The 12789-nt window shown below is 69.4% G+C and carries 12 protein-coding genes; 6 read left to right on the top strand and 6 right to left on the bottom strand.

Annotation, left to right across the window (positions count from 1 at the left end; all coding sequences use genetic code 11):
• Nucleotides 1–135: 135 nt before the first annotated feature.
• The gene (locus AC07Y4_RS07625) at nt 136–435 is read right to left on the bottom strand and encodes a hypothetical protein (RefSeq protein WP_487847209.1); all 300 of its coding nucleotides are present in this window, start codon (nt 433–435) and stop codon (nt 136–138) included.
• Here AC07Y4_RS07625 and tssE point away from each other — a divergent pair.
• Both tssE and tssF read left to right on the top strand, forming a co-directional pair.
• Nucleotides 434–1024: a type VI secretion system baseplate subunit TssE gene (gene tssE, locus AC07Y4_RS07620; protein ID WP_083258999.1), complete on the top strand. Its 591-nt coding sequence runs from the start codon at nt 434–436 to the stop codon at nt 1022–1024. The two genes, AC07Y4_RS07625 and tssE, sit on opposite strands and share 2 nt — an antisense overlap.
• Before the next feature lie 58 nt (nt 1025–1082).
• On the top strand, nt 1083–2963 hold the full coding sequence (gene tssF / locus AC07Y4_RS07615; protein ID WP_487847208.1) for a type VI secretion system baseplate subunit TssF: 1881 nt from the start codon (nt 1083–1085) through the stop codon (nt 2961–2963).
• On the opposite strand, the gene AC07Y4_RS07610 is transcribed toward tssF, so the two are convergent.
• The gene (locus AC07Y4_RS07610) at nt 2960–3553 is read right to left on the bottom strand and encodes a TetR/AcrR family transcriptional regulator (RefSeq protein WP_487847207.1); all 594 of its coding nucleotides are present in this window, start codon (nt 3551–3553) and stop codon (nt 2960–2962) included. The genes tssF and AC07Y4_RS07610 overlap by 4 nt on opposite strands.
• A gap of 85 nt (nt 3554–3638) precedes the next feature.
• Between AC07Y4_RS07610 and AC07Y4_RS07605 the strand changes: the two genes are divergently transcribed.
• Nucleotides 3639–4067 carry a VOC family protein gene (locus AC07Y4_RS07605; protein ID WP_487847206.1) on the top strand — a complete coding sequence of 143 codons (429 nt, stop codon included), beginning with the start codon at nt 3639–3641 and terminating at the stop codon, nt 4065–4067.
• Nucleotides 4068–4176: 109 nt separating this feature from the next.
• On the opposite strand, the gene AC07Y4_RS07600 is transcribed toward AC07Y4_RS07605, so the two are convergent.
• Entirely contained in the window at nt 4177–6033 is a 1857-nt protein-coding gene (locus AC07Y4_RS07600; protein WP_487847205.1) for an ABC transporter ATP-binding protein, read from the bottom strand.
• A gap of 94 nt (nt 6034–6127) precedes the next feature.
• The gene (locus tag AC07Y4_RS07595; protein WP_487847204.1) at nt 6128–7063 is read right to left on the bottom strand and encodes a LysR family transcriptional regulator; all 936 of its coding nucleotides are present in this window, start codon (nt 7061–7063) and stop codon (nt 6128–6130) included.
• A 100-nt stretch (nt 7064–7163) separates the two neighbouring features.
• On the opposite strand from AC07Y4_RS07595, the gene AC07Y4_RS07590 reads away from it, so the two are divergent.
• Nucleotides 7164–7991 (top strand): DODA-type extradiol aromatic ring-opening family dioxygenase, encoded by an 828-nt coding sequence (locus AC07Y4_RS07590; RefSeq protein ID WP_487847203.1) that lies wholly within the window; start codon nt 7164–7166, stop codon nt 7989–7991.
• 3 nt (nt 7992–7994) lie between these two features.
• Here the strand turns inward: AC07Y4_RS07590 and AC07Y4_RS07585 are convergent, their stop codons facing one another.
• On the bottom strand, nt 7995–9791 hold the full coding sequence (locus AC07Y4_RS07585) for an acyclic terpene utilization AtuA family protein (protein ID WP_447743519.1): 1797 nt from the start codon (nt 9789–9791) through the stop codon (nt 7995–7997).
• 4 nt (nt 9792–9795) lie between these two features.
• Nucleotides 9796–10785 (bottom strand): Bug family tripartite tricarboxylate transporter substrate binding protein, encoded by a 990-nt coding sequence (locus tag AC07Y4_RS07580; RefSeq protein WP_487847202.1) that lies wholly within the window; start codon nt 10783–10785, stop codon nt 9796–9798.
• A gap of 146 nt (nt 10786–10931) precedes the next feature.
• Between AC07Y4_RS07580 and AC07Y4_RS07575 the strand changes: the two genes are divergently transcribed.
• Both AC07Y4_RS07575 and AC07Y4_RS07570 read left to right on the top strand, forming a co-directional pair.
• Nucleotides 10932–11867 (top strand): LysR family transcriptional regulator, encoded by a 936-nt coding sequence (locus AC07Y4_RS07575; protein ID WP_447743522.1) that lies wholly within the window; start codon nt 10932–10934, stop codon nt 11865–11867.
• 38 nt (nt 11868–11905) lie between these two features.
• Nucleotides 11906–12784: an alpha/beta fold hydrolase gene (locus AC07Y4_RS07570; protein WP_487847201.1), complete on the top strand. Its 879-nt coding sequence runs from the start codon at nt 11906–11908 to the stop codon at nt 12782–12784.
• Nucleotides 12785–12789 lie beyond the last annotated feature (5 nt).

The raw sequence follows: 12789 nt of genomic DNA, 5'->3' as shown, positions 1-12789 counted from the left end.
TCCCTTCTTCTTCGCCAATGACGCCCCGGCGCAGCAAAGCGGCGGCGGGGCGCGCAAATTATGCCCGGCGCATGCAGAAGGCCTGCCCAAGAGAAACGGGGCCGCGAACGGCCCCGTGGCGCTGCGCTTGCGGTTTCAGCGCAGGCCGAAGAACGACAGCACGGCGACGACGACCACGACCAGGCCGACGATGTAGATGATGGAATTCACGCGAAGGCTCCTTGTGGTTGGCGATGACCCAGCATCGGGCGCCCGCCGGCGTGCGGGTGTCGGCGGGGGGCGGTGCGTGCTGTAGGACTCGCGAAGCGCGGATGCGACGACAAATGCCCGGCGCGGGCGTCCGCATTCGAGCCAGGCCTGCTGTGTGACCATTGTTTGCAATGAGCGGCGGGCATCCACGCAAGACTCTGCCCCTTCCAGAAAAGGCCAGGTCATGCGGCTCACCGAGCAATCCCCGTTCACAGGTTCCCACCCCGCGCACCCCGGCGCCCGCGCGCCCCGCGGGCCCGATGCACCCGCCGCGCCGCGCGTCAACGCGCAGCTGCTGCCCACGCTGTTCGACCGCCTGCGCGACGAGGCGCCCGGCCGCAGCGCCGAGCTGCCGTCCGAGTACACGGCCACGCCGGCCCGGATGCGCGAGATCATCCAGCGCGACCTGGCCCTGCTGTTCAACACCACCAACGCCGAAGACCTGATCGATCGCACGCGCCATGCCGACGCAGCGTCTTCCACCGTCAACTACGGCGTGCCGCCGCTGGCCGGCAGTTACCTGTCGGAGCGCAAGTGGGCGGACATCGAACGCATCATCCGCCGCGCCATCCGCGACTACGAGCCCCGCCTGATTCCCGACAGCGTGCAGGTGGTGCCGCTCATGAAGGAAGACGGCGCGGCCGAGGCCTACAACGTGCTGCTGTTCGAGATCCGCGCGCTCATTCACCTGAAGCCGTACCCGCTGGCGTTCACGGTGCAAAGCGCGGTCGATCTCGAGACCAACCGCATGCGCATCGTCGGCGCGGCGGACTGAAGCCTGTCTGTCTTTCATTTCTCCTTTACTTCAACCACGCCAGGGAAGGCTCATCGTCATGGACCCGCAACTCCTCGAGTACTACAACCGGGAACTCGTCTACATGCGCGAGGCGGCGAGCGAGTTCGCCGCCTCGCACCCCAAGATCGCGCGCCGCCTGGGCATGCACGGCATCGAGGTGGCCGACCCGTACGTGGAGCGGCTCATCGAGTCGTTCAGCTTCATGTCGGCGCGCATGCAGATCAAGCTCGATGCCGAATTTCCGCGCTTCACGCAGCGCCTGCTCGAGGTGCTGTACCCCAACTACCTGAGCCCCACGCCGTCGATGGCCGTGGCGCAGCTGCACCCCAGCGTGAAGGAGGGCGACTTCACGCGCGGCTTCGTGGTGCCGCGCGGCACGGCCTTCCATGCGCGCGTGCCGGCGGGCGAGCAGACGCCGTGCGAGTTCCGCTCCAGCCAGGACGTGACGCTGTGGCCCTTCGAGATCGCCGAGGCGCGGCTCACCGGCGCGCCGCCCGACATCCCGGCGCTGGAGCGCTACGTGCCGCCGCATGTGCAGGTGACGGGCGCGCTGCGCCTGCGGCTGCGCATCGTGGGCGAGATGGGGTTCTCGGCACTGTCGGGGATCGACCGGTTGCCGATCTACCTGCGCGGCAACGAGCAGGTGGCGTCGCACCTGTTCGAGCTGCTGCACACCTCGGCGGTCGCGACCTTCGTCGGCGAGCCCGGCCAGCTGATGGACCGCCCGCACGTCGTGACCGAAGGCGCGCTGGTGCACGAAGGGCTGGCGCCGGGCGAAGGCCTGCTGCCGCTGGCGTGGAACACCTTCCACGGCCACAACCTGCTGCACGAATACTTTGCGTGCCCCGAGCGCTTCTACTTCTTCACGCTCACGCAGCTCGCGCCGGGGCTGGCGCGCATTCCCGGCAAGGAGGTCGAGATCGTCGTGCTGCTGAGCAAGCCGCCCGGTGCGCTGGGTGCACTGGTCGATGCGGCGCAATTCGCGCTGTTCAGCACGCCGGTGGTCAACCTGTTCGAGCGGCGCACCGACCGCATCGAACTCGACAGCGCGCAGACCGAGTTCCACCTCGTGCCCGACCGCTCGCGGCCAATGGACTTCGAGGTGTATTCGGTGCAGCGCATCGCCGGCCAGCAGGCGCGCACCACGGCCGAGATCGACTTCCGCCCGCTCTACCAGACGCTCAACGAAGACGAAGGCAACCACGGCCGCTACTTCTCGGTGCGGCGCGAACCGCGGCTGGTGTCCGAAACGGCGCGCAAGTACGGCACGCGCACGCCCTACATCGGCACCGAGGTGTTCCTGTCGCTGGTCGACCAGCAGGAGGCGCCGTACCCCGAGAGCCTGCGCTACCTGTCGGTGAAGGCGATGCTCACCAACCGCGACCTGCCGTGCCTCGTGCCGCGCAACGGGCAGGCCGACCTCGCGGTGGCCGATTCGATCCCGGTGTCGGCCGTGGGCCTCATCCGTGCGCCGAGCACGCCCAAGTCGCCGTTCGCGCAGCGCGAGATCGCGTGGCGGCTGATTCGCCAACTGGGCTTCAACCACCTGCCGCTGGCCGACATGCCGCACCGCGAGGGCGCGCAGGCGCTGCGCGACATGCTGCGGCTGTTCGTCACGGCCGACAACGACGTGCTGCGCCGGCAGATCGATTGCCTCGTCGGCTCGCGCATCGAACCCGTGACACGGCGCCTGCCGGGCGCGGGGCCGCTGATCTACGGGCGCGGCGTGCAATGCACGCTGAGCGTCGATGAAGAAGGCTTCTCGGGCACGAGCCCGTACCTGCTGGGACTGGTGCTGGAGCACTACCTCGCGCGGCACGTGAGCATCAACGTGTTCACGCAGACCACGCTCGAATCGATGCAGCGCGGCACCGTCGCCAAGTGGCCCGTGCGCATGGGCGGTCGAGGCGCGGTCTAGTTCCTCTTGGGCGGGAGCGCCTGCTCCAGCAGCCACAGCATGGCGGCCCGCACCTTGGCGGCATCGCCGCCGGCATCGATCTCCAGCGCCGCGCGGTCGAAGGCGGCCGACAGCAGGCGGGCGAGGGCGTCGAGCGACACCTCGCCGCGGCCCATGCCGGCGCGCGCCAGCCCCTGGCGCAACGAGTTCGCCGACGTGGCGTCGTCCATCGACATCATTTCCGCCAGGCCCAGCACGGCGGGCCCGTCGATCAGCAGCAGCCGGGTGCGACCCGGCACCGTCATCGCCTTCAGGTAGGCCTCGCTGCCCACGAGCAGGGCCTCGCGCGGGCCGAGCTCGTCGGGCGTGGCGGCATCGATGTCGGCCGCGACCGCCTGCGCCTCGAGCAGCAACACCTGGCGGAACAGGTCGCGCTTGTCGTTGAAGTGGTGGTACAGCGCGCCGCGCGTGATGCCGGCGGCCATGGCGATCTCGGGCGTGGAGGTGTCGCCGTAGCCCTTGTTGACGAAGAGCGTGCGGGCCGCCTCGGTCAGCGCGAGGCGGGTGGTTTCGGTGCGTTCGCGGTTGGTGCGTGCCGGGGTTTTGGCCATGACCCTAATTTACATGCAGTCTGTTTGTGGATTAATATTTAACTTACATGCAGTTTGTATGTTTAATCCATGAAGGAGCCACCCCATGAAAGTGACGAGCTATTACCCGGTGATCATGACCAACGACGTGGCCGGCACCGCGGCCTTCTACCAGGCGCATTTCGGGTTCGCGTCGCTGTTCACGATCGACTGGTACGTGCACCTGCAGCTGGCGGACGATGCGTCGGTGAACCTCGCCGTGCTTGACGGCACGCACAAGACCATTCCCGCCGAAGCGCGCGGGCAGGTGGCGGGCGGGTTGCTGCTGAACTTCGAGGTGGAAGACCCCGACGCGGTGCACGAGCGCCTGAAGGCGGCGGGCCTGCCGATCCTGCTGTCGCTGCGCGACGAGGCTTTCGGCCAGCGCCACTTCATCACGCGCGACCCGAACGGCGTGCTGATCGACATCATCAAGCCGATCCCGCCGTCGGGTGAGTACGTCGCGCTGTACGAGGCCGGCACGTCGCCAAGCTAGGCTCTCCCCCAGGCTTCGCGCACTTCGTGTCGCTGCGCCAACCCCCTTCCGGGGGCAACACCTGCGGCCCGGCAAAGCCGGTTCCGCGGTGTTTCACGAAGGAGCCTTATCAGGCGCGCAGGGCTTCGTCTTCTTCGAGCCCGTCGCCCAGGAAGCCGCCGCTCTGGTGCGCCCACAGCCGCGCATACAGGCCGCCCTGGGCCATCAGCGTGCGGTGGTCACCTTCTTCGACCACGCGGCCTTCGTCGAGCACGATGAGCCGGTCCATCGCGGCGATGGTCGAGAGCCGGTGCGCGATGGCGATCACGGTCTTGCCTTCCATCAGCGTGTACAGGCTCTGCTGGATCGCGGCCTCGACCTCGGAGTCGAGCGCGCTCGTGGCTTCGTCGAGCAAAAGGATCGGTGCATCTTTCAGCATCACGCGCGCGATGGCGACGCGCTGGCGCTGGCCGCCCGACAGCTTCACGCCGCGCTCGCCCACGTGCGCCTCGTAGCCGCGCCGTCCGCCCGCATCGCCCAGCGTCTGGATGAAGTCGTGCGCCTCGGCACGCCTGGCGGCGGCTTCGATCTGCGCCAGCGTGGCGTCGGGCCGGCCGTAGGCGATGTTGTCGGCCACCGAGCGGTGCATGAGCGAGGTGTCCTGCGTGACCATGCCGATGTGCATGCGCAGCGAATCCTGCGTGACCTTCGAGATGTCCTGTCCGTCGATGAGGATGCGGCCGCTCTCCAGGTCATGGAAGCGCAGCAGCAGGTTCACCAGCGTCGACTTGCCGGCGCCCGAACGGCCGACCAGGCCGATCTTCTCGCCGGGCCTGACCACGAGGTTCAGGTCGTCGATCACGCGGCGGCCCGCGTCGCCGTAGCGGAAGCTCGCCTGCTCGAAGCGCACCTCGCCGTGCGGCACGTCGAGCACCGTGGCATGGGGCGCGTCGAGCACCGTGCGCGGGCGCGACAGCGTCTTCATGCCGTCCTGCACCGTGCCGATGTTCTCGAACAGGCTGGTCATCTCCCACATGATCCAGTGCGACATGCCCTGCAGCCGCAGCGCCATCGCCGTGGCGGCGGCCACCGCGCCCACGCCCACCGTGCCGTGCGACCACAGCCACAGCGCCATGCCCGCCATGCCGGCGGTGAGGCCCATGCTCAGCGTGTGGTTGACGATCTCGAAGGCGCTCACCAGCCGCATCTGGCCATAACCCGTCTTCATGAACTCGCGCATCGCGTCGCGCGCAAAGCCGGCTTCGCGCTGCGTGTGCGAGAACAGCTTGACGGTCGCGATGTTGGTGTAGGCGTCGGTCACGCGCCCGGTCATGAGCGCGCGCGCGTCGGCCTGCGCCTTGCCGACCTTGCCCAGGCGCGGCACGAAGTACACCAGCGAGGCGATGTACAGCGCCAGCCAGATGATGAAGGGCCACACCAGCTGCGCGTCGAGCACGCCCACCAGGATGATCATGGTGGCCACGTACACGCCCATGGCCACCAGCACGTCGGCCAGCACGAACACGGTCTCGCGCACGGCCAGCGCGGTCTGCATCACCTTGGCCGTGATGCGGCCCGCGAACTCGTCCTGGTAGAAGGCCATGCTCTGGCCCAGCATCAGGCGGTGGAAGTTCCAGCGCAGGCGCATCGGCAGGTTCACCGCCAGCGTCTGGTGCTTCACGATGGTCTGCAGCGCCACCACGCCGATGCTGATCACCAGGAACGCGGCCAGCCACAGCAGCGTGTCGCCGCGCTCGGCCCACAGCTTGGACGGCACCTGGCCGCCGAGCCAGTCGACGATGCGCCCGAGGATCGCGAACAGCGCGGCCTCGAAGGTCGACATCACCGCCGTGAGCACCGCCATCGCGGCGATCTTGCCGCGCACGCCGTGCGTGCAGGCCCACAGGAAGGCAAAGAAGCCCTGGGGCGGCAGCGTCGGTTCGGCGGCGGGATACGGGGGAAGGAGTTTTTCGAAAAAGCGGAACAAGGAATCGGTCTCCAGCAGAGCCTTCGAATGTAGCCCTGCATGCATGACCTTGCCCCGAAAAGGTGCGTTCTGTTCCGCTGTCTTCAGCTTCCCTTCAGCTGCGGCGCACCTTGCTGTCGTCGGTGCGTGCTGCCTTTGTTTCCATGCCCCCCAGCCGCGCGCTCAGGAAGTCGATGAAAGTTCGCAGCTTGGGCGACATGTACTGCCGGCTCGTGTACACGGCGAACAGCGTGACCGGCGTGGCCTCGAACGCGGGCAGCAGCCGCACCAGCCGGCCCTGCGCCAGGTCGTCGTCGATGAGCCATACGGGCAGGTACGCAATGCCCATGTCGGCGCGCACCGCGTGCAGCGTGAGCGTGGTGTCGTCCGAGCGCATCGCGGGCGTGAGCCGCAGCGGGAACATGCGCCCGCCCGGCCCCTTGAGCGCGAGGTTGTCCAGGTTCACGTAGCTGGGCACGATCGCGCCCAGTTTCGCGAGGTCGGCCGGCACCGCGGGCAGGGCGCCGTGGCGCTTCAGGTAGGCCGGCGTGCCCGCAAGATGAAAGGGCACGCGGCACAGCGGCCGCGCGATGAGCGCGGGCGAGGGCTCCTGCGTGGCGCGCAAGGCCAGGTCGTAGCCGTCGGCCGCGAGATCGACCTTGCGGTTCTCCAGGTGCATGTCGACCAGCACCTCGGGGTACGCCGCACGGTAGTCGGCCAGCACGCGCGCAAAGCGCGGCGTGGCGCACCACACGGGCGCGCTCACCTTGAGCTGGCCGCGCGGCGCGTCGCTGGTCTGGCCGATGGCGGCCTCGGCCGCGTCGAGCAGGTCGAGCGCGCGGCGGCTCTGCTCGTACCAGGCGGTGCCGGCCTCGGTCAGGCTCAGGTGGCGGCTGGAGCGGTGCAGCAGCCGCGCGCCCAGCGATTTCTCGAGCTGTGCCACGTGCTTGCTGGCCATCGGTGCCGACAGGCCCAGGCGCTCTGCCGCGGCCACGAAACTGCCGGCCTCGACGACCTCGCGGAACACGCGCAGGCTAGTCATGCGGTCCATCGATGATTTCCTGTGAAGAAAGGATTCGATGCATCGTAGCCTGTCGATTTCCTGAAAGGAAATGTCTACAGTCGATCCAACGCCTTCAAGGAGCATCGACTTGACCCACGACAACACCCCGCTTTCCCGCCTGCCCACGTACTTCATCTCGCACGGCGGCGGCCCCTGGCCCTGGATGAAGAAGGAGATGGGCGCCACCTACGACCAGCTCGCCGCCTCGCTGGCCGACATGCCGCGCCAGATCGGCCGCACGCCGGCCGCCATCCTCATGGTCTCGGCGCACTGGGAGTCGCCCGTGTTCACGGTGCAGGGCAACCCGCGCCCGCCCATGATCTACGACTACGGCGGCTTTCCGGCCCACACCTACGAGGTGCGCTACGCCTCGCCCGGTTCGCCCGAACTCGCGCAGCGCGTGCAATCGCTGATCGCCGCCGCCGGCCTGCCGGCGCAGATCGACCCCGAGCGCGGCTACGACCACGGCATGTTCTCGCCGATGGCCGCGATGTACCCGAACGCCGAGGTGCCGGTGGTGCAGCTGTCGCTGCGGCGCGGGCTCGACCCGGCCGAGCACCTGGCATTGGGCCGCGCGATCGCGCCGCTGCGTGACGAGAACGTGCTCATCGTCGGCAGCGGCCTGAGCTATCACAACCTGCGCAACTTCGGCCCGCAGGCGCACGGCGTGTCGAAGGCCTTCGGCGACTGGCTCGACGAGACCTCTGTGCAGGCCACGCCGCAAGCGCGCGTGCAGCGCCTGCAGGACTGGGCCTCGGCCCCTTCGGCGCGCATGGCGCACCCGCGCGAGGAGCACCTGATTCCGCTGATGGTCGCGGTCGGCGCGGCCGAAGGCGACGTCGGCGAGCGCGTCTACCACGAGGACGCCTTCATGGGCGGGCTCGTGGTGTCGAGCTACCGGTTCGGCGCGGCCTGAGCCTTACCGCGCGGCCACGGGCATGCCCAGCAGCAGCTGCGCCATGCCCTTGCCCATCGGGTCGGGCCGCAGCGAGGTCGGCCCGCCGCCGTCCAGCGCCTGCGTCATCAGGAAGTTGAGCGCATGCAGGCCCGGCACGTCGTAGCGCGTGACTTCGCCGTGCACCAGGTGGCCGAGATAGGCGCGCACGCGTTCCGGCGTCAGCTCGCGGTGCAGCAGCGGGAGGTCTTCGGGGCGGCGCGCAATGATCGCGATGTTCGACGTGTCGCCCTTGTCGCCCGAGCGGCCATAGGCCAGCGTGATCAGCGGGACCGTGGCGCCGCTATCAGCTGACGGCAGCATCGCCGTCGGGCCGGCCTTGATGCCCAGCGTTTCGGGGAGCACGGCGTCCCGGCAGGGAATCTCCACGCGTTCTTCGTGCTCGCCGATCACCACGCGCGGCGCGGGCAGCCGGTCCTTGCGGACCAGGCAGGAGAACAACCGGTAGCGCGGCTCCACGGCGGCGCGGCTGTTCAGCGTCAGCGCGCTGCCGCTGGTGGACCCCGGCGCGAACGACACGCCCGGTGCACGCGCCTCGCGCGAGAAGAGTTCGAGCGCCGCCTTGTCGCGATGCGTCACCGCCACGCGGGCCACGGCTTCGCGCAATCCCGATGCGGTGGCGTGCGGGCCGTAGCTGTCCTCGGCACCGATCACGCCGACCAGCGTCTTGTCGAAATTGCCCAGGCCTTGCGCGCGCAGCATGCCTTGCACGCGGCCCAGCAGTGCGTGGCCCGTGCGCCGCGCCTTGTCCAGCGCATCGGCGCCGAACACCGACACCTGCGCGATGCAGCGGTAGCCTTGCTGGTAAGTGGCCGACAGCTTGTAGGTCGGCGGCGGCGGCAGGCCACGCGCGCCTTCCACGCGCACGCGGTGCGGCCCGACTGCGACGGCCGTGACCTGGGTGAAATCGCAGACCACGTCCGGCAGCACGTAGCGGGCCGGGTCGCCCACTTCGTAGAGGATCTGCTCGCTCACCGTGGCCGGCGTCACGAGGCCGCCGGTGCCCTCGGGCTTGGTGACGACGAAGCCGCCGTCGGCCGTGCATTCCACGTACGGGTAGCCGATGTTTTCCCAGTCGGGCACCTCGGCCCAGTCGGTGAAGATGCCGCCCGTGGCCTGCGCGCCGCACTCCAGGATGTGGCCGGCCAGAGAGCCGGACGCCAGGCGGTCGTGGTCGTCGGCCGACCAGTCGAATTCGTGCATCAGCACGCCCAGTGTGGTGGCGCTGTCGACGATGCGTCCGGTGACCACGATGTCCGCGCCCAGGGCCAGCGCGCGTGCGATGGGCAGGGCGCCCAGGTACACGTTGGCGCTGTCGATGCCGGTGGGCATCGGCGTGCCCGAATAGAAATCGCGCGTGTCCTCGGCTTCGAGCGTGGGCAGCAGCGACAGGCAGTCGTCGCCCTCGACGAACGCCACCTTCAGAGGGCAGCCCAGCGTGCGCGCGAGCGCCTCGATGCGCGCCGCGCAGCCGCGCGGGTTCAGCCCGCCCGCATTGGCGACCAGCCGGATGCCGCGGCGCGCGCACGCCGGCAGGATCTCGCGCAAGGTGACGTCGATGAAGTCCGTCGCGTAGCCTTGCGCGGGGTCGGTCTTGCGCGCCTGGGCGAAGCTCGACAGCGTCATCTCCGCGAGGTAGTCGAACACGAGGTACTGCATACCCGGCACGTCGACGAGCTGGCGCGGGCCGAGGATGCTGTCGCCGATGAAGGCGCAGGCGCCGCCGATCTTCACGGTCTTGTGCTTGTTGTTCGGGTCCATGGCGTCAGTCCAGCGAGAGGTTCAGCTGGCGGATCACGTCGCCGTTGACCTGCGTTTCGCGCGCGATGAACGCCGCCAGTTCGGCCGGCGTGCCGCCGACCGCCTCGGTGCTGATGGCGGCGAGCTTGGTGCGCAGCTCGGCGCCCTTGAGCACGGCGGCGAGTTCGCTCGAGAGCCTGTCGACGATCGCCGCGGGCGTCTGCGCCGGGGCCATCACGCCGGCCCACGCGTAGGCCGTGAGTTCGGGGTGGCCGAGTTCCTTGAGACTGGGCACCTGCGGCAGCAGCGGCGAGCGCTCCTGCCCTGTGACCGCCAGCGCTGTGAGCTTGCCCTGGCGGATGTGCGGCCCCATCGCCGAGATGGCGTCGAACATGAAGCCGACGCGGTGACTGACGAGGTCGGTGGTCGCGTCGGCGGTGCCCTTGTACGGCACGTGCATCGTGCCCTTCATGCCGGTGGTGCGCGCAAAGCGCTCGCCGAGCAGGTGCGCCGCCGAGCCCACGCCGCTGCTGGCAAAGCTCAGTGGCGGGCTGCCTTCGCGGCCGGCGCGCACCAGGTCGTCCATGCTGCGCACGCCGGGGCTCGCCGTGACGAGCACGAGCGAGGTGCGCGTCAGCTGCGAGACCGGCGCCAGGTCGGTGGCGCGGTAGGGCAGGCGGCGGTACAGCGATTCGTTGTTGGCGTAGGCGCCGATCACGACCAGCAGCGTGTAGCCGTCGGGCGCGGCCTTGGCCACGAGGTCGGTGCCCAGGATGCTGTTGGCGCCGGGCTTGTTGTCGATCACCACGGGCTGGCCGAGCCGCACCGACAGGTCGCGCATCACGTCGCGCGCAATGATGTCGGTGTTGCCGCCGGCGGGGTAGGGCACGACCACGCGGATCGGGCGGTTCGGGTAGGCGGTCTGCGCTATCGCTGCGGCGCCGGTCAGCGCGAGGGCCATGGCCGTGAGGAGGCGCGCCGCCACGTGCGCGCGGCGGGTCTTTTTCTTCTGCATGTCGGTTGTCTCCAAGGGTGCCCGGTCTCACTGATGACGCTGGCGCTTGCCGGGTGCGGTTCATTATGGAAATCGCATCGATGCCTGCCTAGCCGTACCATGGAGTTTTGCGATAACCGAATGGAATCGGGCGACCGGCCGTCAGCATGCAGCTCAAGGACCTTCATTCATTCCGCGTGGCCGCCGAGCGCGGCAACCTGCACCACGCCGCCGATGCGCTGGGCGTGACGCAGCCGGCGCTGTCCAAGTCGATCCAGCGGCTAGAAACGGCCTTGGGCGTGCGCCTGTTCGAGCGCACCGCGCGCGGCGTGGCGCTCACGGCCATCGGGCAGGCGCTCTATGCGCGCAACCTGGGCCTGGAACAGCTCGTGGACGACATGCGCACCGAAGTGCAGGACATGAAGCTCGGGCAGTCCGGCAAGCTGCGCATCGGCACCGTGCCCGCCATCGTCGAGTCGGTAATGACGCCCGTGTTCGCGGCCTTCCTCGGCACCGGCAAGGACGTGCGCTTCGAAACGCAGGTGCAGCTCAGCGGCGTGCTGCTGCAGCAACTGGAAGCGGGTGCGCTCGACTTTGCGATTGCCGCCGTCAACCGCGAGGTGCCCGCGGCGCTGTCCTGCACCGTGCTCGGCGAGCAGGAGTCGTACGTGATTGCGCGCAACGGGCATCCCTTTCACCGGCGCGCGTTCACGCTGCACGACATGGCCGCGCAGCCCTGGGTGCTGCCGCCGTCGAGCATCACGCTGCGTGCCTGGGTCGAGTCGATGTTCCGCGACGCAGGCATCGACGGGCCGACCGCCTTTCTCCAGTCGGACGCCTCGCCCGCGGTCTTTGCGCCGTTGGTGCGCAGCACCAACCTGCTGACGGTCATGACCTCGGACTCGCTCGGTTCCTCCATGGGCACGGGGCTGGCCGCGCTGCCGTCGCCCGCGCCGGTCTGGGCATTGGAAATCGGGTTGTTCTGGCGGCGCAACGCCTACTTCTCGCTCCTGATGAAGCAGTTCCGCGACCAGGTGGTGGAAGTGTTCGACGCGCGCAACCTGCAGCTCAACCGGCGCCGGGCGCGGCCCTCACGCGGGTGAGCGGATGAGGCACGCGGGCCGCGCGGCAGAATGAAGCCATGCCCACGCCCGCTCTTCCCACCCCCGACGAATCCGCCGAAGCCCGGCGCCAGATTGCCCGCATCGAAGCCCTGTCCACCTCGCACGACCCGGTGCACGACGGCATTCGCGTGCGCTGGCGCCGCTTCGGCACCGACACGACGCAGCCGCCCATCGTGCTGCTGCACGGCGGCCACGGCAGCTGGATGCACTGGCTGCGCAACGCCGAGGCGCTGTCGGCGCAGCGCACGCTGCTCCTGCCCGACATGCCCGGCTTTCATGATTCCGACGCGCTGCCGCGCGTGGCGCCCGGCGAAGACGCGCTGGTGCCGCTCCTGGCCGCGCTCGGCGGCACGCTCGATGCGCTCATCGGCGCTAACACGCCCATCGACCTGGGCGGCTTCTCGTTCGGCGGGCTCACCGCCGCGCGCTTCGCGGTGCGGCGCGGCGCGATCCGCCGGCTGGCGCTGATGGGCAGCGGCGGCCACGGCACCTTGCGCCGCATGACGGTCGAGATGATCAACTGGCGCGCCGCCCCCGACCGCGAGACCGAGCGCGCCGCGCTCATGCACAACCTGGGCGCGCTGATGCTGCACGCGCCGGCCGCCATCGACCCGCTGGCCTTCGAGATCCACGACCTCTCGTGCCACGGCACGCGCTTTCGCAGCAAGGAGGTGTCGCTCTCGGGCGGGCTGCAGGCCGCGATCGACACGCTGGGTGTGCCCACGCTGCTGCTGTGGGGCGAGTTCGACGTCACCGCCGACTCGCGTCCGCTGGTGGCGCAATTGGCCAGCGAAGGCCCCGGCCGCGAAGGCGTGGTGATCGACGGCGCGGGGCACTGGGTGCAGTACGAACGCGCCGACGAGGTCAACGCGCAGCTGCTGCGCTTCCTGGGCTGAAGCGG

It is taken from the genome of Variovorax sp. GW460-12-1-14-LB1, from assembly GCF_059423605.1.
The sequence above is the reverse complement of the archived record's forward strand: the minus strand, read 5'-3'. Positions and strand labels throughout refer to the sequence as shown.

Coding starts and splice junctions, on each gene's coding strand:
- tssE (WP_083258999.1), top strand. CDS start 434: ATGCGGCTCACCGAGCAATCCCCGTTCACAGGTTCCCACCCCGCGCAC.
- AC07Y4_RS07625 (WP_487847209.1), bottom strand. CDS start 435: ATGACCTGGCCTTTTCTGGAAGGGGCAGAGTCTTGCGTGGATGCCCGC.
- tssF (WP_487847208.1), top strand. CDS start 1,083: ATGGACCCGCAACTCCTCGAGTACTACAACCGGGAACTCGTCTACATG.
- AC07Y4_RS07610 (WP_487847207.1), bottom strand. CDS start 3,553: ATGGCCAAAACCCCGGCACGCACCAACCGCGAACGCACCGAAACCACC.
- AC07Y4_RS07605 (WP_487847206.1), top strand. CDS start 3,639: ATGAAAGTGACGAGCTATTACCCGGTGATCATGACCAACGACGTGGCC.
- AC07Y4_RS07595 (WP_487847204.1), bottom strand. CDS start 7,063: ATGGACCGCATGACTAGCCTGCGCGTGTTCCGCGAGGTCGTCGAGGCC.
- AC07Y4_RS07585 (WP_447743519.1), bottom strand. CDS start 9,791: ATGGACCCGAACAACAAGCACAAGACCGTGAAGATCGGCGGCGCCTGC.
- AC07Y4_RS07580 (WP_487847202.1), bottom strand. CDS start 10,785: ATGCAGAAGAAAAAGACCCGCCGCGCGCACGTGGCGGCGCGCCTCCTC.
- AC07Y4_RS07575 (WP_447743522.1), top strand. CDS start 10,932: ATGCAGCTCAAGGACCTTCATTCATTCCGCGTGGCCGCCGAGCGCGGC.
- AC07Y4_RS07570 (WP_487847201.1), top strand. CDS start 11,906: ATGCCCACGCCCGCTCTTCCCACCCCCGACGAATCCGCCGAAGCCCGG.